At 66.7% G+C, this 19,280-nt stretch carries 20 protein-coding genes; 8 read left to right on the forward strand and 12 right to left on the reverse strand.

Annotated elements, in window-relative coordinates; all coding sequences use genetic code 11:
* Positions 1-28: 28 nt before the first annotated feature.
* From FAZ98_RS13475 to fliR, 8 genes are all read left to right on the forward strand, one after another.
* Positions 29-1,552 (forward strand): flagellar hook-length control protein FliK, encoded by a 1,524-nt coding sequence (locus FAZ98_RS13475; RefSeq protein ID WP_158951660.1) that lies wholly within the window; start codon positions 29-31, stop codon positions 1,550-1,552.
* Between the two features lie 480 nt (positions 1,553-2,032).
* Positions 2,033-2,542 carry a flagellar basal body-associated protein FliL gene (gene fliL / locus FAZ98_RS13480; protein WP_158951661.1) on the forward strand — a complete coding sequence of 170 codons (510 nt, stop codon included), beginning with the start codon at positions 2,033-2,035 and terminating at the stop codon, positions 2,540-2,542.
* Between the two features lie 84 nt (positions 2,543-2,626).
* On the forward strand, positions 2,627-3,625 hold the full coding sequence (gene fliM, locus FAZ98_RS13485; RefSeq protein ID WP_158951984.1) for a flagellar motor switch protein FliM: 999 nt from the start codon (positions 2,627-2,629) through the stop codon (positions 3,623-3,625).
* Positions 3,618-4,061, forward strand: coding sequence for a flagellar motor switch protein FliN (gene fliN / locus FAZ98_RS13490; protein ID WP_158951662.1), 444 nt, complete (start codon positions 3,618-3,620; stop codon positions 4,059-4,061). Before fliM ends, fliN begins: the two co-directional genes overlap by 8 nt.
* Positions 4,058-4,690 carry a flagellar biosynthetic protein FliO gene (gene fliO, locus FAZ98_RS13495; RefSeq protein WP_158951663.1) on the forward strand — a complete coding sequence of 211 codons (633 nt, stop codon included), beginning with the start codon at positions 4,058-4,060 and terminating at the stop codon, positions 4,688-4,690. Before fliN ends, fliO begins: the two co-directional genes overlap by 4 nt.
* A gap of 102 nt (positions 4,691-4,792) precedes the next feature.
* A complete protein-coding gene (fliP, locus tag FAZ98_RS13500; RefSeq protein WP_233272719.1) occupies positions 4,793-5,527 on the forward strand; it encodes a flagellar type III secretion system pore protein FliP in 735 nt (244 codons plus the stop codon).
* Positions 5,528-5,537: 10 nt separating this feature from the next.
* Positions 5,538-5,807 carry a flagellar biosynthesis protein FliQ gene (gene fliQ / locus FAZ98_RS13505; protein WP_158951665.1) on the forward strand — a complete coding sequence of 90 codons (270 nt, stop codon included), beginning with the start codon at positions 5,538-5,540 and terminating at the stop codon, positions 5,805-5,807.
* Positions 5,808-5,910: 103 nt separating this feature from the next.
* Complete coding sequence (fliR, locus tag FAZ98_RS13510) at positions 5,911-6,702, forward strand: flagellar biosynthetic protein FliR (RefSeq protein WP_158951666.1); 792 nt, start codon at positions 5,911-5,913, stop codon at positions 6,700-6,702.
* An 82-nt stretch (positions 6,703-6,784) separates the two neighbouring features.
* Here the strand turns inward: fliR and flgL are convergent, their stop codons facing one another.
* From flgL to flgB, 12 genes are all read right to left on the reverse strand, one after another.
* The gene (flgL, locus tag FAZ98_RS13515) at positions 6,785-8,026 is read right to left on the reverse strand and encodes a flagellar hook-associated protein FlgL (RefSeq protein ID WP_158951667.1); all 1,242 of its coding nucleotides are present in this window, start codon (positions 8,024-8,026) and stop codon (positions 6,785-6,787) included.
* 11 nt (positions 8,027-8,037) lie between these two features.
* Positions 8,038-10,056 carry a flagellar hook-associated protein FlgK gene (flgK, locus tag FAZ98_RS13520; RefSeq protein WP_158951668.1) on the reverse strand — a complete coding sequence of 673 codons (2,019 nt, stop codon included), beginning with the start codon at positions 10,054-10,056 and terminating at the stop codon, positions 8,038-8,040.
* Positions 10,057-10,402: 346 nt separating this feature from the next.
* Positions 10,403-11,158: a flagellar brake protein gene (locus tag FAZ98_RS13525; RefSeq protein ID WP_158951669.1), complete on the reverse strand. Its 756-nt coding sequence runs from the start codon at positions 11,156-11,158 to the stop codon at positions 10,403-10,405.
* Between the two features lie 269 nt (positions 11,159-11,427).
* Positions 11,428-12,429 carry a flagellar assembly peptidoglycan hydrolase FlgJ gene (gene flgJ / locus FAZ98_RS13530; protein ID WP_158951670.1) on the reverse strand — a complete coding sequence of 334 codons (1,002 nt, stop codon included), beginning with the start codon at positions 12,427-12,429 and terminating at the stop codon, positions 11,428-11,430.
* A 19-nt stretch (positions 12,430-12,448) separates the two neighbouring features.
* Entirely contained in the window at positions 12,449-13,648 is a 1,200-nt protein-coding gene (locus FAZ98_RS13535) for a flagellar basal body P-ring protein FlgI (RefSeq protein ID WP_158951671.1), read from the reverse strand.
* Positions 13,642-14,355 carry a flagellar basal body L-ring protein FlgH gene (gene flgH / locus FAZ98_RS13540; protein WP_158951672.1) on the reverse strand — a complete coding sequence of 238 codons (714 nt, stop codon included), beginning with the start codon at positions 14,353-14,355 and terminating at the stop codon, positions 13,642-13,644. The genes FAZ98_RS13535 and flgH overlap by 7 nt, the downstream gene beginning before the upstream one ends.
* Positions 14,356-14,390: 35 nt before the next feature.
* The gene (gene flgG / locus FAZ98_RS13545; RefSeq protein WP_158951673.1) at positions 14,391-15,179 is read right to left on the reverse strand and encodes a flagellar basal-body rod protein FlgG; all 789 of its coding nucleotides are present in this window, start codon (positions 15,177-15,179) and stop codon (positions 14,391-14,393) included.
* A gap of 105 nt (positions 15,180-15,284) precedes the next feature.
* The gene (flgF, locus tag FAZ98_RS13550) at positions 15,285-16,043 is read right to left on the reverse strand and encodes a flagellar basal-body rod protein FlgF (protein WP_158951674.1); all 759 of its coding nucleotides are present in this window, start codon (positions 16,041-16,043) and stop codon (positions 15,285-15,287) included.
* 28 nt (positions 16,044-16,071) lie between these two features.
* Positions 16,072-17,307 carry a flagellar hook protein FlgE gene (gene flgE / locus FAZ98_RS13555; protein ID WP_158951675.1) on the reverse strand — a complete coding sequence of 412 codons (1,236 nt, stop codon included), beginning with the start codon at positions 17,305-17,307 and terminating at the stop codon, positions 16,072-16,074.
* A 26-nt stretch (positions 17,308-17,333) separates the two neighbouring features.
* Positions 17,334-17,981 (reverse strand): flagellar hook assembly protein FlgD, encoded by a 648-nt coding sequence (locus FAZ98_RS13560; RefSeq protein ID WP_158951985.1) that lies wholly within the window; start codon positions 17,979-17,981, stop codon positions 17,334-17,336.
* A 205-nt stretch (positions 17,982-18,186) separates the two neighbouring features.
* Entirely contained in the window at positions 18,187-18,612 is a 426-nt protein-coding gene (flgC, locus tag FAZ98_RS13565; protein WP_158951676.1) for a flagellar basal body rod protein FlgC, read from the reverse strand.
* A 98-nt stretch (positions 18,613-18,710) separates the two neighbouring features.
* Positions 18,711-19,217, reverse strand: coding sequence for a flagellar basal body rod protein FlgB (gene flgB / locus FAZ98_RS13570; protein WP_158951677.1), 507 nt, complete (start codon positions 19,215-19,217; stop codon positions 18,711-18,713).
* Positions 19,218-19,280: the final 63 nt, after the last annotated feature.

Below are 19,280 nucleotides of genomic sequence, written 5' to 3' on the forward strand. Positions count from 1 at the left end.
ACTACACACACCGTTTCCGGGGTAACCCATGTCGCTCCTTTCCGCCGTTTCCTCGCTGCTCGGCGCCGCCACCGACGCCGTGTCGGGCAACAGCGCGAGTCAGGCCAGCCAGTCGAGCCAGGACTTCGCGCAGGCGCTGCAACAGCGCATCGACACGCAAAACCAGCAGGCGGCCATGACCGCCACGGCCAATCAGTCGATGCAGACGTCGCAAACGAGTTCGATGTCGCAGTCGAGCCAGGCGTCGTCGTCGGCCTCGAACAGCGATTCGACGCAGTCGTCGTCGGACTCGCAGGCCGCGCAATCGTCCGGCACGAGTTCGAGCCAGGGCGCGCACCACGCGTCGGGCACCGACCATCGCGGCGACGCTTCGCGCACGCAGAAAAAGCAGGCGCAGGACGCGGGCTCGACCGAGGCGGCGGCCCAGGCGGCGCAGGCTCAACAGGCGCAGCAAGCCCAGCAGCAAACGCCGGGCGACGGCAGCGATTCGACCGATGCGAGCGGCCAGGCCGGCACCCAGGCGAGCAGCGACAGCACGCTCGCGGGCGTCGCCTCGGCGGCGGCCGCCGCGGCCGCGACGGCGGCCACGGGCGCGACCGGCGCCGACGCCAGCGGCGCGAGCGCCACGGCCGCCACGGGCGATCCGAAGTCGGTGAGCGCGGCGTTCCAGGCGGCGCTCTCGAAGCTGCGCGGCGGCGGCGCGGGCGCGCTCGCGACCGGCACGGCGAACGCCAACGGCACCGGCGGCGGCGCGGCCAGCACCTCGGCCGACGCTGCCTCGGCGGGCACCAACATCGCCAGCAGCTTTGCCTCGCACCTGAGCGAGCACGGCCAGGAGAAGGCCTTCGACGCGGCCACGGCCAGCGCCACCACCGACGCCGCCAAGGCCGCGAGCGACGCGCTCTCGGCGGCGGCGCAGCAGCAGGCCGCCGCGGCCGGCACGCAAACCAGCGCCGCGAGCACCGCCACGGCCACCGACGCGCTTGCCGCGACGCAAGCCGCCGCCATGGCAGCGGCCACCGCCGCGCAAACCCAGGCGGCGCAGGCCGCGAGCACGGGCGGCGCGACGGCCGCGGGCGCCAGCTCGGCCGAGTCGAACGCCATTTCCGCCCAGGTCGGCAGCAGCGACTGGGAAGACGCGTTCAACCAGAAGGTGGTGTTCCTCTCGAACGCGCATCAGTCTTCGGCGGAACTCACGCTCAATCCGAAGGATCTCGGGCCGCTCCAGGTCGTGCTGCAGGTCACCGACACGCACGCGCACGCCCTCTTCGTCTCGCAGCACCAGAACGTGCGCGAAGCCGTGGAAGCCGCGCTGCCGAAGCTGCGCGAGGCGATGGAGCAGAACGGCATCGGTCTGGGCAGCGCCAGCGTCTCCGACGGCTTTTCGCGCCAGATGAACCAGCAGGCGCAGGACGGCGGCTCGGGCCGCTCGGGCTCGTCGCGGTCGGGGTCGAGCGTGTTCGGCGCGTCGGACGCCGGCGACGACACGGCCAGCGTGGCCGCCACGACCACCACGACGCGCCAGGTCGGGCTGATCGACACGTTCGCCTGAGCCGGGCGGCGGTTTGCCGACGCGTCGACGATAAAAGCGCGCCGCGAAGCCGCCCGGTTTCGCGGCGCCTTTGCGCATCGGCGCGGCACCGCTGCCGCCCCGATTTCGCGCGCGGCCGGCGGCTTGATCGACGGTCGATCCGGTGACAAGCCGCCCATACGCGACACGTAGACCGCGCATAAGCGGCATATAGGCCACACGCAGGCCGCAGATCAGCGGTACATCAGCGCCACATCAGCGACACATCAGCGGCACGCGGCGGGGCAAGCCCGCCGCAAACGCCGCCCGGCCGACGCCAGCGCCGTTCCCGCCGCGCCGGCACAAAGCCACGAGATAGCCGGAATTCCCCCGTCTATTCCTCCCATCGCCCAAGAGCGAAAGCCGCAACAATTCATGCTGCCCGGACCGGTCTTTGAACCGGCGCCCCGGAACCACGCAAGCATTCAGGCACAAGCAGTCTCAAGCAGGCTCAAGATCGACATGGCGACCACCACCGCATCCCAGCAAGCCGCGCCCCAGGGCGCGAAGAAACCCGGACCGATGAAGCGCATCATCGTGATCGCGCTCATCGCGATCCTCGCCGCCGCCGCAGCGGGCGGCGCGACGTGGTTCTTCATGTCGCGCCACGCCGCGAGCGCGCCGGCCGCCAACGCGCCGCCCCCGCCGCCGCCCGTGCCCGTGTATTACGCGCTCGAGCCGATGACCGTCAACCTGCAGTCGGACGACGGCGAATCGCATTTCCTGCGCATTGGCCTCACGCTCAAGCTCGACACCCAGGCGACCCAGGAAGAACTCGTGGCGCGCATGCCCGAGATCCGCAGCCGCCTGCTGCTCGCGCTCTCGAACAAGCATCCGTCCGATCTCGCGCCGCTCGACGGCAAGCGCGCGCTCGCCACGGAACTCGCCGTGCTGATCTCGAAGCCGACCGACCCGCGCGAGAAGCCCGCGCATGTCGAAGACGTGCTGTTCACCGAATTCGTCGTGCAGTGAGCGTGCCGAAATGATCACCTCGATCCACACCGCGTCGATTGCAGCCATGCTCGCGCGCCGCTCGGAGGGCCAGTCATCATGACGATGGGTCACGACGAGTTCATGTCGCAGGAGGAGGTCGATGCCCTCCTCAAGGGCGTCACCGGTGAAGTCGATTCCGAGTCGAGCGCTTCCGAAAAGCAGGGTGTACGGCCCTACAACATCGCGACGCAGGAACGGATCGTTCGCGGCCGGATGCCCGGCCTCGAAATCATCAACGAGCGTTTCGCCCGTTTGATGCGCGTGGGCATCTTCAACTTCATGCGCCGCACCGCCGAAATCTCGGTCGGTCCCGTGCGCGTGCAGAAGTACAGCGAGTTCACCCGCAACCTGCCGATTCCGACCAACCTGAATCTGGTGCACGTGAAGCCGCTGCGCGGCACCTCGCTGTTCGTGTTCGACCCGAACCTCGTGTTCTTCGTGGTCGACAACCTGTTCGGCGGCGACGGCCGGTTCCACACGCGTGTGGAAGGCCGCGACTTTACGCAGACCGAGCAGCGCATCATCAGCAAGCTGCTCAACCTCGTGTTCGAGCACTACACGACGGCGTGGAAGAGCGTGCGCCCGCTGAATTTCGAATACGTGCGCTCGGAAATGCACACGCAGTTCGCCAACGTGGCCACGCCGAACGAAATCGTCATCGTCACGCAGTTCTCGATCGAGTTCGGCTCGATCGGCGGCACGCTGCACATCTGCATGCCGTACTCGATGATCGAACCGATCCGCGACGTGCTCGCCTCGCCGATCCAGGGCGAAGTGCTCGACGTGGACCGCCGCTGGGTGCGCGTGCTCTCGCAGCAGGTGCAGGCCGCGGAAGTCGAACTCACGGCCGATCTCGCGCAGATGCCCGTCACGTTCGACCAGATCCTGAACATGAAGAAGGGCGACGTGCTGCCGATCAATATCGCCGAGCACATCGTCGCCAAGGTCGACGGCGTGCCGGTGATGGAATGCGGCTACGGAATTTTCAATGGTCAATACGCGTTGCGGGTCCAGAAGATGATCAGCGCAGCCGATACGATGAAGGAAGGTGGATATGAGTGACGTCAACGGCACGAGCGCGGAAGAGCCGGTGCTCGAAGCAGGTCAGGACGCAGCGGACGACGCGATGGACGATTGGGCCGCCGCGCTCGCCGAGCAGAACAGCAACGAAGCGCCCGCCGCCGCTCCCGCGGCCGTGTTCCAGCCGCTTTCGAAGGTCGACGCGAACTCGACGCGCAACGACATCGACATGATTCTGGACATTCCCGTCCAGATGACCGTCGAACTCGGCCGCACCAAGATCGCCATCCGCAACCTGCTGCAACTCGCGCAGGGTTCGGTGGTGGAGCTGGACGGTCTCGCGGGCGAGCCGATGGACGTGCTCGTGAACGGCTGCCTCATCGCCCAGGGCGAAGTGGTGGTCGTGAACGACAAGTTCGGCATTCGCCTCACCGACATCATCACGCCCTCCGAGCGCATCCGGAAACTGAACCGATGAAACCCCAGGCCGTTCCCGTCTCGTCCTCCGCCACCGCTCGCGCACCGAAGTCCCAAAGTGCGCGCGTGCTGCGATTCTCGTGGCGCCTTGCCGTGCACCTCGCGCTGTTCGGCGCGGCGGTGATCGCCACGCTGAACGCGAAGGCCGCCGACCTCCAGGCGGTCAATCAGGCGGCGCACGCGGCGTCCGGTTCGGCCAGCACCGCGGCGATCGCGGGTAGCGCCGTGCCGTCGCTCGGCTTCGGCGCGCTGGTGCAGACGGTGCTCGGCCTCGCGCTGGTGATCGGCGTGGTGTTCGGCTGCGCGTGGCTCGCGCGGCGTCTCGGGCTGCAAGGCGGCACGAAGAACGCGCTCGTGAAGACGGTGGGCGGCGCCTCGCTCGGCGGCAAGGAGCGCGTGGCCGTGGTCGAGATCGGCGACACCTGGCTCGTGCTGGGCGCCGCGCCCGGCAACGTGCGCCTGCTGCACACCCTGCCCGCGGGCGAACTGCCCGCCTCGGCCGCCGCGACGAATCCCTCGTCGCCCGCCCTTTCGGGCAGCTTCGGACAGCGCTTCCGTGACGCGCTGAAGAGCGAAGCCGGCAAGCGTATCAACGCACGTTTTGGACGTCACGACGGCGGAGCGCGGTAAATGCACGGCAGTTCCCTTCAAGCGGCGCACGCCGACGGCCACGGCCTCGCGCGCGCCCAATCCCTCGCGAAACTGGCGCGCACGGCACTGCCGTTCGCGCTGATGCTCGGCGCCGGCGCCCTCGCCTTCGCGCTGCCGCACGTCGCGCATGCGCAGTCCACGGCGGGCCTGCCCGCCTTCAACACGAGCCCCGGCCCGAACGGCGGCACGACCTACTCGCTGAGCGTGCAGACGATGCTGCTGCTCACGATGCTGTCGTTCCTGCCCGCGATGGTGCTGATGATGACGAGCTTCACGCGCATCATCATCGTGCTCTCGCTGCTGCGCCAGGCGATCGGCACGACCACCACGCCGCCCAACCAGGTGCTGGTCGGTCTCGCGCTGTTCCTCACGATGTTCGTGATGTCGCCCGTGCTCGACAAGGCCTACAACGACGCCTACAAGCCGTTCGCGGCGGGCACGATCTCGATGGACGACGCGGTCACGCGCGGCGTCGCGCCGTTCAAGACCTTCATGCTGCGCCAGACCCGCGAGTCCGATCTCGCCCTGTTCGCGCGCATCTCGCACGCCGCGCCGATGCAAGGCCCGGAAGACGTGCCGCTCACGCTGCTCGTGCCCTCGTTCGTCACGAGCGAGCTGAAGACGGGCTTCCAGATCGGCTTCACGGTGTTCATTCCGTTTCTCATCATCGACATGGTGGTGGCGAGCGTGCTGATGTCGATGGGTATGATGATGGTCTCGCCCTCCACGATTTCGTTGCCGTTCAAGCTCATGCTGTTCGTGCTGGTGGACGGCTGGCAATTGCTGATCGGCTCGCTCGCGCAGAGCTTCACGTAAGGAGAACGCCATGACGCCAGAATCCATCATGACGCTCAGCCATCAGGCGATGTACGTCGCGCTGCTGATGGCCGCGCCCCTCCTGCTCGTCTCGCTCGTCGTGGGTCTCGCGGTGAGCCTGTTCCAGGCCGCCACGCAGATCAACGAAACCACGCTCTCGTTCATCCCGAAGCTGATCGCGATCGCGGTCACGCTGGTGATCGCCGGGCCGTGGATGCTCACGACCATGCTCGACTACATGCACAACATGTTCACGAGCATTCCCGCGCTCGCGAGCTGACGCCCGGCGCCGCGCGCCGGCGCGCGGCTGCCCGCTCTCACGCCACTCCACGACACGCGCCGCGGCGGCCGCTTCCGGCCGCGGGCGCCTCTCCCGACGCACGATGTTTACGGTCACCTACGCGCAACTGAACGCCTGGCTCACGGCCTTTCTCTGGCCGTTCGCGCGCATTCTCGCGCTCGTGGCCGTGGCGCCGATCGTGGGCAACCATTCGGTGCCCACGCGCGTGAAGATCGCGCTCGCGGGCTTCACGACGCTGATCGTCGCGCCGACTATCGGCGCGATGCCGCAGGCCACGGTGTTCTCGGCCGAAGGCGTGTGGATCCTCGTCAACCAGTTCCTGATCGGCGTGACGCTCGGCTTCGTGATGCAGCTCGTGTTCGCGGTGGTGACGGCGGCGGGCGACCTCATGAGCCTCGGCATGGGGCTCGGCTTCGCGAGCTTCTTCGATCCGCAGGCCAATACCACCACGCCCGCGCTCTCCTCGTGGTTCAACATGATGGCGATGCTCGCGTTCCTCGTGTTCGACGGCCATCTGCAGATGATCGCGGCGCTCGTGAACACCTTCCAGACGCTGCCCGTCTCGGCCAACGTGCTCGGCGCCAACGGCTTTCGCGTGCTCGCGGGCTGGGGCGCGACGGTGCTCAACTCGGGCCTGCTGCTCTCGCTGCCCGTGGTGGTGGCGCTCCTCATCACCAATCTGTCGCTCGGCATTCTCAACCGCGCGGCGCCGCAGATCGGTATTTTCCAGATCGGTTTCGCGCTCACGATGCTCGTGGGCATGGTGCTCATCCAGATCATGATGCCGAACCTGATTCCCTACTTCGCGCGCCTGTTCGACAGCGGTTTCGACGAAATGGGGCGGGTGGCGGCGGGGTTGCGGCCGGCCGGGTAAGCGTCGCCGCCGAACCGGCGGCGCCATGAAAAAAGCGGACCGAAGTCCGCTTTTTTTTCCTCCGCTCAAACCCGCGGCATCGTCACGGATTGATGTACTGGAACAGCGAGAGGTTCTGCGTTGCGGCAAAGCTCTTCTGCGACGCCGTGAGCGCGTTGGAGAGCTGCTCGAACTGGCTGATCGCCGAAACCATGTCGGTGCTCGTCAGGTCCTGCAGATTCGTGGTCACCTGCAGCGAGTTCGTCGACGTCACGGTTTGCAGCGCCTTCACTTCCTGCTCGCGGCCGCCCACCGAAGCCTGCATGGTGATCACGTTCGACAGCGAATTGCCGAGCTGCGTGAGACCCGTGTTGAGCTGGTTGGTGAGCGTCGCGACGGCGGCCGGCGAGTTGTTGGTCGGCGTCTGCAGCGCGCTGATCACGTTGTCGATGGTCTTGAACACGTCGGTGTTCGCCGAGTTGCTGGCCGGCGTGACCGAGAACGCGTCGCCGCCCTTGGGCGAACCCGTGATCGACACGTTCATGCCGCTGCCGAGCGGGATCGCGTCGCCGGACGTGTAGGCCGCGGGCGAGGTGGTCGTCGGCGGATTCGCGGTGTTGTCGGTGACCGTGTAGCTGATGTTGCCGCTGCCGTCGTCGCTGAAATTGATCGCGTAGCTGTCGTTGTTGGTGGCTTGCGACGGATCGGTCACCGTCACGGCGCTCACCACGCCCGTGCCCGTGTTGCCGGTGCTCGCCGACTGCACGATGTCCGAACCCACGGCCTGCACGCTCTGGAACACCTGCGCGCCCGTGTCGCCCACGGCGATCTGGCGCGAGCCCGAGACCTGCATGGTGCGCTGGCCGGCGTCGCCGTTGTAGGTTACGCCGCCGCCCGAGGCGTTCGAGAACACCTGCGAGGTGCTCTGGAAGCCCGAGAAAATGTAGTTGCCCGAGCCGTCCGTGGTGTTGGCGAGCGTGAGCAGCTGGTTGCGCAAGCCCGTCATCTGCTGGGCGAGCGCCGAGCGGTCGGAGTCGTTCAACGCGCCGTTCTGCGACTGGATCATGAGCGAGTTGATGCTCTGCAGCGTGCTCGTCACGCTCGTGAGCGTGTTGTCTTCCAGTTGCAGCGAGCTGAGCGCCGTGGTCTGGTTCGACGCGTACTGCGAGAGCGTCGCGCTGGTCGCGGAGAGCTGCACGGCCTGCGCCGCGCCGAGCGGGTCGTCCGCGGGCGTCGAGAGCGCCGAACCCGAGGAGATCTGGGCCTGGAGCTGCAGGATTTGCGCCTGCTGGTTCTCCATCGTCGAGACGTTGTTCGAATAGAGCTGGGAAGTCGCGATACGCATCGTTCAGCGCCTCACTGGAAAATGCCGATCAGGGTCTGGAACAGCGAGGCGGCCGTTTGGATGACCTTGCTGTTCGCCTGATAAAGCTGCTGGTACTGAAGCAGGCTCGCTGCTTCTTCGTCGAGGTTCACGCCCTGCACCGACTGCTGCTGCGCGGTGAGCTGCGTCACGAGCGATTGCTGCGACGTGGCCTGCGCATTGAGCTGGCTCGCGTTGTTGCCGATCGTGTTGACGTAGTTCGAATACGCGCTCGTGAGCGTTTGCGTGCCCGTGTACGACGTGCTCGAGGTGAGGTTCGCGAGCGCGAGCGCGTTGCGGCCGTCCTGCGTGCCGCTCGTGTTCGCGGCAATCGTGAAGCTGTCGCCGGTCGAAGGCGTGCCGTTGAGCGTGAAGCTCACGTTGTTGGTCGTGCCGCCGCTCGAGTCGGTCGCGCCGATCACGGTCAGCGTCGCGCCCGTGCTCGGGTCGTAGTTCACGCCCGGATTGCTGGCGTCGATGGTGACCGTCGTGGGCGTGCTCGAACCGGGCGTCGTGATCTGCACCTGGGTGCCGTCGGGGAAGCCCGTGAGCGTGCCGCCCGAGCCGCTGGACGCCGCCGTGTAGGTCAGCGTGAGCGGCGTGGACGAGGTCGAGTAGCCCGAACTCACCGTGCCTTGCGAGACCACGCCGGTCCCGGCGTTGGTGGTCGCGGCCGAAACCAGCACCGGCGTGGCGGCGGCGATCGCGGACGGGTCCGTGGTCGCGACGGCGAAGCTCGACAGCGCGCCGGCCGTGGGCTGGATCGCGAACACGTCGCCGTCGGCGGGCGTGCCGGACGGCGTGATCGAGAAGCCGCCCAGCGTGAACGGCGAGGTCGTGCCCGGGTCCGTGCCGACCACCGAGTTGGTGGTCGTGTCGGTCAGCGTGTACGTGCCGCTCGCGTAGGAGAGCTGGAAGTTGTCCGTTGGCGGCTGGGTCGGGTTGGTGAGCGTGACGCTCATCGAGGTCGTGTCGGTGTTCTTCGAGCTGGCCGTCACGACCGGATTGCCGACCGTGAAGAGCGCGCCGCCCTGGCCGCCCGAGAGGTTCAGGCCGAGTTCGTTCTGCTGGTTCACCTGCGCCGCGAAGCTGGTCGCGATCGCGCCCAGTTGCGATTCCGCCGGATCGAGCGTGTTCGAGACGAACGAGACCAGACCGCCCACGGTGCCGCCTTGCAGCGCCGCCGAGGTCAGCGTCTGCGCCGTGCCTTGCTGTGCCGCGCTGGCGCCGTTCAGGCCTTGCCACGTGACGGTGAGTTCCGAGGGATTCGTGTCCGAGGGCGCCGTGCCGAGGTTGTAGCTCTGGCCGCTCACCACGAGCGGCTGGCCGTTGCTCAGGAACACGCTGTAACCGCTGCTGCCCTGCACGACCTGCGTGCCCACGAGTTGCGAGAGGTTCGCCACGGCCTGGTCGCGCTCGTCGAGCAACTGGTTCGGCTGCTGGCCGCTGGCGCTGGCCGTCTGGATCTGCGTGTTGAGCTTGGCGATCTGCTGCGTGTAGCTGTTGATCTGCGAGACCGCGCTCGTGAGCTGCGTGTTCACGCTCTGGCGCATCGCCGAATACTGTTCGGCCGCCGAGTTGATCTGGTCCGCGAGCGTTTGCGCGTTGGAAAGCGCGCTCTGGCGCGCCGAGGTATCCGACGGCGAATTCGAGACGGTTTGCAGCCCCGAGAAGAACGACGTGATCGACGAAGCGATGCCCGAGGTCGGGCTGCCCACGAGGTTCGAGAGCTGCGTGGCGAGCGTGTAGGAAGCCGTGTACGAGCTGTTCGCCGACTGCGCGTTGTTGACGGCCGTCGTCAGGTACTGGCTGTAGGCGCGCTGCACGGTCGCCGTGGTCACGCCGCCGCCCAGGTAGCCATTGCTCGTGGACTGGCCGCTCGACTCGTTGAATACCGCCGACTCGACGGTGTATCCGGCCGTGGACGAGTTGCTGATGTTCTCGCCGGCGGTCGCGATACCGATTTGCGCTGCCTGCAGGCCGCTCAAACCGATCGACATGATGTTGGACATGCGTGATCCTCGTGTGCGGTCTGCCTGCTTGCGTATCAGGCGAACCGCGGGGGTGAACTCACAGTTTTACGGCACCGCGGCGCGAAAATTGAGCGTAAGACAATGAAAGACCGCGCGCGTCGCGCCCGCGATACGAGGCGGCTGCGGCGTGGCGCGAAAACGTTAGCGCGGCCGGGTAGGCCGAAGCGCCCTTGCGGGCGCTCACCGGCCGACCGGAATCGACCGGCGTTACAGCACAAACCTCACCGCCGCCCAGGCGCCCAAGCGCACTCGCGGCGCCGCGCGGCGTTTCGCCGGCGCGCGCAGCCGCAGCAAACCCGTGCATCAAGCAGGCATCAAGCGCGCATCAGCTACGCGACAAGGCACGGCGCTTCATCTCGAGCTGCGTGATGTAGCGTTGCAGCGAGTTTTCCGCGGAACCGGGCAGCGTCTCGAAGCGCAGGCCGAGGTGGAAGCGCCGGTCGCCGTTGGGCAGATCGATGAAGCGCAGCACCACGAGCGCGAGATCCACGCGCAGCTTGCCCTGCGAGCGCAGGTCGAGTTCCACGTCTTGCAGCACGAGACCCGTGTCGAGCATGGCCGCGCGTTCGTCCGTGGTGCGCAGACCGAGGCCGCCGAGCGACAGGTCGTGCACTTCGAACTGGAAGCGCTCGCCGGTGGCCGGAATCTCGCCGCGGCAGATGCACGGTTCGAGCACGGGCGTGTCGACGCGGAAATACTCGCGGCGCTGCACGTAAAACAGCACTTCGGGGAATTCCACCTCGAACGCGGGGCGGCCTTCGTATTCGGTTTCGCGCGGCGTGCCGGTCGCGAATTCCACCCGCACGCCTTCGGGCGACGCATGGAAGTGGCACGACGGCGCCTCGAGCACGCCCCGGTTCTGCTCGGGCAGCGCGCCCCAGTCGAACACGAAGGTGTGCTCGCGGGTATTCACCGCAAGCAGACGCGTGACGAGCTGGCCGCCGCGGTATTGCAGGGTCAGGAAGTCGCCCCGGTTGACGAGATTGCGCAACTGCACGCCAATCTCGAGCGGGTTGCGTCGCCCGAAGTCGGGCGCCTCTTCGTCGCCTGATCCTTGTTGATTCGACTGAACGGTATTCATCGGCCTGCCGGAATTTCGTGAACGTATCGGCGCGACCCAGAACACGGCCGGTGCGCGCCATTCGGGCGGCTCCGCCACCCTGTTATCTTTTCCATCTCGCCTGCATTAGCGGCAGTCCGATCTAAAAATTTAGGGATATTTCGTAAAAAATCTGCGCCGCATGCCACTTCGAAAGGCGTGCCGGACAAGGCTCGCGGCGAACGTCGCGCAACGGCCGCGAGGCAACGTTTGCGAGGCCCGAACTGCCGTCAACCTGCCGCTCCGGCCCGTTACGCCATCCGCGCCATGATCGTCATGAGTTTCTTCGCGTAATGAGGGTCGGTTGCGTAACCGGCGCGCTGCATGCCCTGCGCGAAACTTTCGGCGCTCTTCGAGCCGTTGATGACCGAGGCGTAGCGCGGGTTGTTCTTGAGCACGCTCGCGTAGTCCGTCATCGCGTCCTCGTACGAGTCGTAGGCGCGGAACTTCTCCACCACGCGGTGCGGCTGGCCGTTCACGTACTCGGTCGTGAGCGTGGACACCGTCTTGCCGGTCCAGTCCCTGGTCGCCTTGATGCCGAACACGTTGTGGCTGGTCGAGCCGTCGGCTTTCTTGATCTCGCGCTTGCCCCAGCCCGATTCGAGCGCGGCCTGACCCAGGATGAAGCGCGCCGGAATGCCGGTGCCGTTGGCGGCCGTCTGCGCCGCGTTGGCGAGCTTGTCGACGAACGCGTCCACCTGCGGGTCGCCGTTGCCCTTGATCGGCGGCGTGAGCGCGCTGTTGGCGCTGTAACCGCGGCCGTTGGCGAGCGCGCCGTTGGCGGCGGCGTTGCCGTAGGCGCGGCCGAGCGCGTTGAGCATCGCGAGATTGCCTTCGTTCGCATCCGAGCCGGACATGCCCGAGAGCGCGCCCGCCACGCCACCGGCGCCGCCGGCAGCGCCGCTGCCGCCGCCGAGCGAGTTCGGGTCGCCGCCCATGCTGCGCATGAGCTGCTTGATCATGGCGTTGGCCACGCCCACGCCCTTGTTCGACATCTGCTGGGCGAGCTGCTGGTCCATCATCGACTGGAACTGCGCGCCGTCGTTGGAGTCGAGCGGGCCGTCGGAGGGCGTCGCGTCGCGCATGCTCTTCAGCATCATCTGCGTGAACACGGCGTCGAACTGCTTGGCCGCCATCTTCACGCCCTGCTGCGGCGAGGCGTTGGCCGCCGCGCGCATCGAGTCGAAACCCTGCACGTCCAGGGCGAAACGGTTGGTCAGGTCGAGGCCGCCACCGATGTTGTTGTTGTCCATGCTGCTCCCCTAAGTTCCCTTAGATGATTTGCAGGTCGGCGCGCAACGCGCCCGCCGCCTTCATCGCCTGCAGGATCGACATGAGGTCCGCCGGTGTCGCGCCCAGCGCGTTCAGCGCCTTCACGACCTCGGCGAGATTGGCGCCCGCCGTAACGAGCTTGAGTGATCCGTTGTCCTGCTTGAGCTGGATCTGCGACTGGCGCGCGGCCACGGTATTGCCGTTCGAGAACGCGCCGGGCTGGCTCACCGCCGTCTGCGTGTTCACGACCACCGAGAGATTGCCGTGCGCGACCGCGCAGCTTTCCAGCGTCACCATCTGGTTCATCACGATCGAGCCGGTGCGCGCGTTCAGGATCACCTTCGCGGCCGGTTGCGCCGGATTCACGTTGAGATCCTGGATCTGCGCGATGAAACCCACCTGCGCCGAGGGATCGGCCGGGCCGCGCACCTGGATCGTGCGGCCGTCGAGCGCGGACGCCGTGCCCTGGCCGAACATGTTGTTCACCGCCGCGACAATGCGCTGCGTGGTGTCGTAATCCATGTCGTTCACGGCCATGGTCAGCACGCCGCCTTGCTGCGCGACCGGCGAGGGCACCGCGCGTTCGACGATCGCGCCGCCCGAGATGCGGCCCGCCGCGAGCTGGTTGACCTGCACCTTGCTGCCGTTGGCCGACGCACCGGCGCCGCCCACCGCCACGTTGCCCTGCGCGAGCGCGTAGACCTGGCCGTCGGCGCCCTTGAGCGGCGTGAGCAGCAGCGTGCCGCCGCGCAGGCTCTTGGCGTTCGCGAGCGAGGACACGGTGATGTCGATCTGTTCGCCGGGCCGCGAGAACGGCGGCAGCACGGCCGTCACCATCACCGCGGCGACGTTCTTCAGCTGCATGTTGTTGAGCGCCGACGACGACCCCGAGCTGCTCGACGTGTTGTTGATCGAGATGCCGAGGTTCGCGAGCATGTTCGCGAGCGTCTGGGTCGTGAACGGCGCCTGGGTGGTCTGGTCGCCGGTGCCGTCGAGACCCACCACGAGGCCGTAGCCGATCAGCGGGTTGTCGCGCACGCCCTGGAACGAAACGAGGTCTTTCACGCGCTCGGCGCGCGCCGGGGTGGCGAACGCGAGCAACGCGCCGCCCGCGAACAGGAACGCCGCCGCGACGCCGAAGGTGGCCAGCAGCCCTTTCACGCGCGACCGGCGCGATTGCTGGAAGCGGATCTTTACCATGGCGCGATGTTCAGGAAGAAGCGTTGCAGCCAGCCCATCGTTTCGGCTTCGTCGATCACGCCCTTCGCGGAGTATTCGATCTTCGCGTCGGCGACGTCGGTGGAGAGCACGGAGTTGTCTCCGGCAACGGTGTTGGGATTCACGACGCCGGAAAAGCGCACGTACTCGTTGCCCTGATTGATGAGCATCTGCTTCTCGCCGGACACCACGAGATTGCCGTTGGGCAGCACGTTCGTCACGGTCACGGTAATCACGCCCGTGAAGGTGTTCGACGCGTTCGCGCCGCCCGTGGCGTCGAACTGGTTCGCGCCCGTCGCCGCCAGGTTCATGTGCGAGAACAGACCCGGCGCGAAGCCCGCGGTCGGCACGGCCACGCTGGTGCTGCCGCCGCGCTTGGTGTTCGCGCCCGAGGACTTGGTCGCGTTGATGTTTTCGGAGATGACGATCGTGAGGATGTCGCCCGTGTTACGCGGACGTTGATCTTCGAACAGCGGCCGGCCCGCGTAGCCGGGGTTGTAGATCGCGCCCGGCGACATGTTGGCGGGCGGCGGCGGCGGCACGGCCGTCATCGGTTGCTGCACGATCGGCTGCTTCGGTGGCAGATAAGCGCAGCCCGCGAGCATCGCGAGCGCCACGCCCGCCGCGAGCGCCCGGACATCGGGGCGCGCCGCACGGGTGCGAGGTTGGACTGGAACGGACTGCGACATGCTGATCACCGACTCGATAGACTAAAAAACTAACCTCAGACCTGCATCTGGCTGAGGGTTTGCAGCATCTGGTCGGAAGTGGTGACCGCCTTGCTGTTGATTTCGTAAGCGCGCTGCGTCTCGATCATGTTCACGAGTTCCTGCACCACGTTCACGTTCGACGCTTCCACATAACCCTGGTTGAGCGTGCCCGAGCCGTTCTGGCCCGGCGACGACACCGTGGGCGCACCCGACGACGCCGTTTCCGACATCAGGTTCTGGCCGTTCGACTGCAGGCCCGTCGGGTTGATGAACATGGCGAGCTGGAGCGTGCCGATGGTCGTGTTATTGGTCGAGCCCGGCGTCGTGACCGTCACCACGCCGTCGCTGCCGATGGTCAGCGAGGTCGCGTTGGCGGGCACGGTGATAGCCGGCATCACCTGATAGCCGCTCGAGGTCACGAGCTGGCCCTGCGCGTTGGTCTGGAACGAGCCGTCGCGCGTGTAAGCCGTCGTGCCGTCGGGCATCTGCACCTGGAAGAAGCCCGCGCCGTTGATCGCCACGTCCTTCGAGTTGCCGGTTTGTTGCAGGTTGCCCTGCGTGTAGAGCTTCTCGGTCGCCACCTGCTGCACGCCCGTGCCGATCTGGCTGCCCGAGGGCAGTTCGGTTTGCTGGGTCGAATTGGCGCCCGGCTGACGCAGCGTCTGGTACATGAGATCTTCGAACACGGCGCGCGAACCCTTGAAGCCATTGGTGCTCACGTTCGCGAGGTTGTTCGAGATCACGTCCATCTGCGACTGCTGGGCTTGCATGCCGGTAGCGGCGATGTAAAGCGATCGGTTCACGGTGTCTTTCTCCAGGCTTGGCCTGCTGCGCAGTGTACGCGGCCCGGCTGCCTTCAATTGCCCGAATTCAGGCGATTTCCGCCCTGAATTCGCGGTCTGCGTTGCTTAGCTGAAGTTGAGCAGCTGGTTGGCGCTCTGCTCGTTCTGGTCCGCGTTCGAGAGCAGCTTGGTCTGCATCTGGAACTGGCGGGCGTTGGTGATCATCGAGACCATGGCCGCCACGGGGTTCACGTTGCTGCCCTCGAGCGACTCGGTCGCGATCTGCACGGTCGGGTCCGCGTCGGCGGGATTACCGTCCGCCGTGCGAAAGAGACCGTCGTCGCCGCGCGTGAGCGCGCCCGCGTCCGGATTGACGAACTTGATCTGGTCGATCACGGCAATGGCGTCGGCGGGACTGCCCGGCGCGATGGCCGAAACCGTGCCGTCCTTGCCGATCGTGACCGCCGAGCCCGGCGGCACGCCGATCGGGCCGCCGCTGCCGATCACCTGCTGGTTCGCGGCCGTCACGAGCTGCCCGTTCTGGTCGACATGCAGATTGCCCGCGCGCGTGTAGGCCTCGTTGCCGTCGGCCGTCTGCACGGCCATGAAACCCGAGCCCTGAATGGCGATGTCGAGCGGATTGCCGGTGCGCGAGATCGCGCCGGGCGTCATGTCCGAACCCGGCGTGGCCGAGAGCACGAACGTGCGGGTCGTCTCGTCGTTCACGCTCGAGCCGTCGCCGAACGACATCGGCACGGCGCGAAAGTTGGCGAGCTGGGCGCGAAAGCCCGTGGTCGAGACGTTCGCGAGGTTGTTCGCGACGACGCTTTGCTGCTCGAGCGCCTGGCTCGCGCCCGTCATCGCGGTGTAGATCAAACGGTCCATGACGTATCCGGTGCGTTAAGACTTCGCGTTACATCTGCAGCAGCGTCTGGTCGACGGTCTGCTGCGTCTTGATGGTCTGCGCGTTCGCCTGATAGTTGCGCTGCGCCGTGATCAGGTCCACGAGCTGGTTGGTCAGGTCGACGTTCGACGCTTCTTCCGCGCCGCCCGTGAGCGTGCCGTGGTTCGTGCTGCCCGGCGTGGAGACCTGCGCGACGCCCGAAGCCGAGGTTTCCTGGAACTGGTTGCCGCCGAGGTTCAGGAGGCCGTTCGGGTTGTTGAAGTTCGCGAGCGTGATCTGACCGAGCGCCATGGTCTGGCCGTTCGAGTAGTTGCCCGTGATGGTGCCGTCCGAGCCGATCGAGAAGTTCGACAGCGAGCCGCTCGCGTAGCCGTTCTGCGTGAGGTTGTTCACGCCCGAGGTGCCGCCGTACTGCGTCGTGCCCGTGAAGTCGACCGTGATGGTCTGGTTCGCGGCGCCGTCGGTCGGCGTGATGTTGAGCTGGAACTGGCCGAGCTGCGAGGTGGCGGTGCCCGTCGAGGCGTCGGTCGTGCCCGTGAGATTGCCCGACGAGTCGAACGCCATCGTGCCCATGTCGGTGGTCGTGCCGCCGTTCACCGCGTACACCTCGGCCGAGCCGGTCGAGTTCTGCACGAAGTACAGGTTGACCTGCTGCGTGCCGCCGAGCGAGTCGTAGCCCGTGATCGAGGTCGAGTAGCTGTAGCTGTTCGAGTTGCTCGGGTCGAACGTCGAGGACGTCGGCGCCGTGGCCTGCGCGTTCAGGTTCAGCTGCGCGGTGATGCTGCTGGTCGCGAGCGGCGCGATGTTGGTGGTCGGCACCTTGAGCGGCACGGTGGCCGCCGTGTTGATCACGCCCGTCGCGTCGGCGGCGTAGCCCATCAGGTCGTGGCCGGTCGCGTCGGTGATGTAGCCATTCTTGTCGAGCTGAAACACGCCGTTACGCGAATACGTGACGGTGCCGTTGCTCGACATCTGGAAGAAGCCGTTGCCGTTGATCGCGACGTCGAGCGCCTGGCCCGTCGTGGTGATCGTGCCCTGCGAGAAGTCCTGCTGGACGGTCGAGAGCGAGGCGCCGAGACCGATCTGGTTGCCCACGGCGGTCGCGATCGTGTTCGCGTACACGTCGGCGAACTGCGCCGTGCTTTGCTTGAAGCCGACGGTGTTCGCGTTCGCGATGTTGTTGCCAATCACGTCGAGGTCGTTCGACGACGCGGCGAGGCCGCTCAATCCTTGCTGGTAGCCCATGTTTGTCTACTCCGCGTTTATCGTGTTCAGAGAATGCCGGCGACGCCCGAGAGCGCGACCGTCTTGCCGTTGGCGAGCGAAAGGCTCGCGGTGCCATCCGCCTGCTGGATGACGCCTTGCACCTGGCTTGCGACGAGCGACGTCGCGGTCGTCGACGAACCGTTGACGGTCGCCGTGGCGCTGATGGTGTAGGTCCCGTCGGCCACCGTGGCGCCCGACGTGTCCTTGCCGTCCCACGTAACCGGCACGGTGCCCGCCGATTCCGCGCCGAGGTCGATCGTGCGCACGACCGAGCCTGCCGAGTTGGTGATGTTGACCTTGACGTCCGAAGCCGCCGAGGTGAGCTGCACGCCCAGTTCGGGCGAGCTGCCGCTCGAGACCGTCGCGCTCGATCCCGGCGCGAGCACGGTCGAGCCGATCAGCAGCGCGGCCTGCGCGTTCTGGCCCGCGGACAGCTGCGTGGACAGCGACGACAGCGAGGTGTTGAGCTGCGCGATGCCCGAAACCGTGTTGATCTGGGCGAGCTGCGAGGTCATCTGCGAGCTGTCCATCGGATTGGTCGGGTCCTGGTTCTGCAGCTGCGCGACGAGCAGTTGCAGAAAGGTGCTCTGCAGGTCGTTGGCGCTGCTGGTGCTGCTGGTGCCGCTCGAGGACGACGAACTCGTCCCGTTCATGGTGTCGAGCAGTTGCTGCGACACGGTGGTGGTGCTGCCACCGATGGTGGTGTTGCTGGAACTCAACGCGTTCTCCTCGGATGCGCCTTCAGCAGGCGCTGCGTACTGTGCTCTGTGCGTGTGGTGAGGGCGCGCGCGCCGTTACGTGCGTGCGCCTGGTCTCTGGGTGCTGCCTGAATCGGCGAAAACAATCCGTGGGGCGTTGTTACGAGCCGATGGTCAACGTCTTCAACATCAACTGCTTGGCGGTGTTCAGGGTTTCGACGTTCGCCTGGTACGAGCGCGAGGCCGAAATCATGTTCACCATCTCCTGCACGGGATCGACGTTGGGCATCGTCACGTAGCCTTCCGCGTTGGCGGAAGGGTTGCTCGGGTCATACGTCTGCTTCATCGGCGTGGGGTCGTCCACCACGCCCGTGACCTTGACGCCGCCCACCTGCTGGCCGGAAGCCGTGCGCGCCCCGCCGAGCGGGTCGACGGCGAACACGACCTGCTTCGCCTTGTACGGCTGGCCGTCGGGGCCGGTCGCGCTGTCGGCGTTGGCGAGATTGGACGCCGTCACGTTCAGGCGCTGCGATTCCGCCGACATGGCGGAACCGGCAACGCTGAAGATATTCATCAGGGATGGCATGGTTTGAGTGACCTCGCGTCGATTGCGGTTTGGGTCGTGAAAACGGGTGGATCGGGTTAAGGCCGGGTTGGGCCGGGTTGGGCTCGACTCGCCGCGGATTAGCTCGAACCCGAGGTGATCGCGGACATCATCGTTTTGATCTGCTGCGACATGACCGTCATGCCCGACTCGAAGTGCAGCGCGTTGTCGGCGAACTGCACGCGCTCGGTGTCGAGATCGACGGTGTTGCCGTCGAGCGCGGGTTGGGTCGGCGTGCGGTACATCAGGGCGCTCGTGTAGGTGTCGGCCGGGCCGCCGGTCGGGATCAGCTTCGCGTTGCCGCTCATGTGACCGGATTCCGTCGACGCCATCTGCATGCCGTTCGCCACGCCCGCGGGCTGCGCCATCGCGAGCGGTTGCGAGCCCGTCGTCGCCATGTGGTTCGTGCCGCTCACGCCTTGCTGCTTGAGCGCGCCGGCGAGCGAAGCCGCGAAGTCCACGTCGCGCGCCTGGTAGCCGGGCGTGTCGGCGTTGGCGATATTCGACGAGATGAGCGCCTGGCGCGTGGCGCGCACGTCGAGCGCTTCGCGCCCGAAGGCGAATTCGGCATCGAGTTTGTCCAGCATCGGGCGTTCTCCGTGATACGTCCTGCTTTCGGCAGGCTGACGCGCCGGGTCGACCGGCGCAAA

The sequence above is a fragment of the Paraburkholderia acidisoli genome, from assembly GCF_009789675.1.
Taxonomy (GTDB): Bacteria; Pseudomonadota; Gammaproteobacteria; order Burkholderiales; family Burkholderiaceae; genus Paraburkholderia; species Paraburkholderia acidisoli.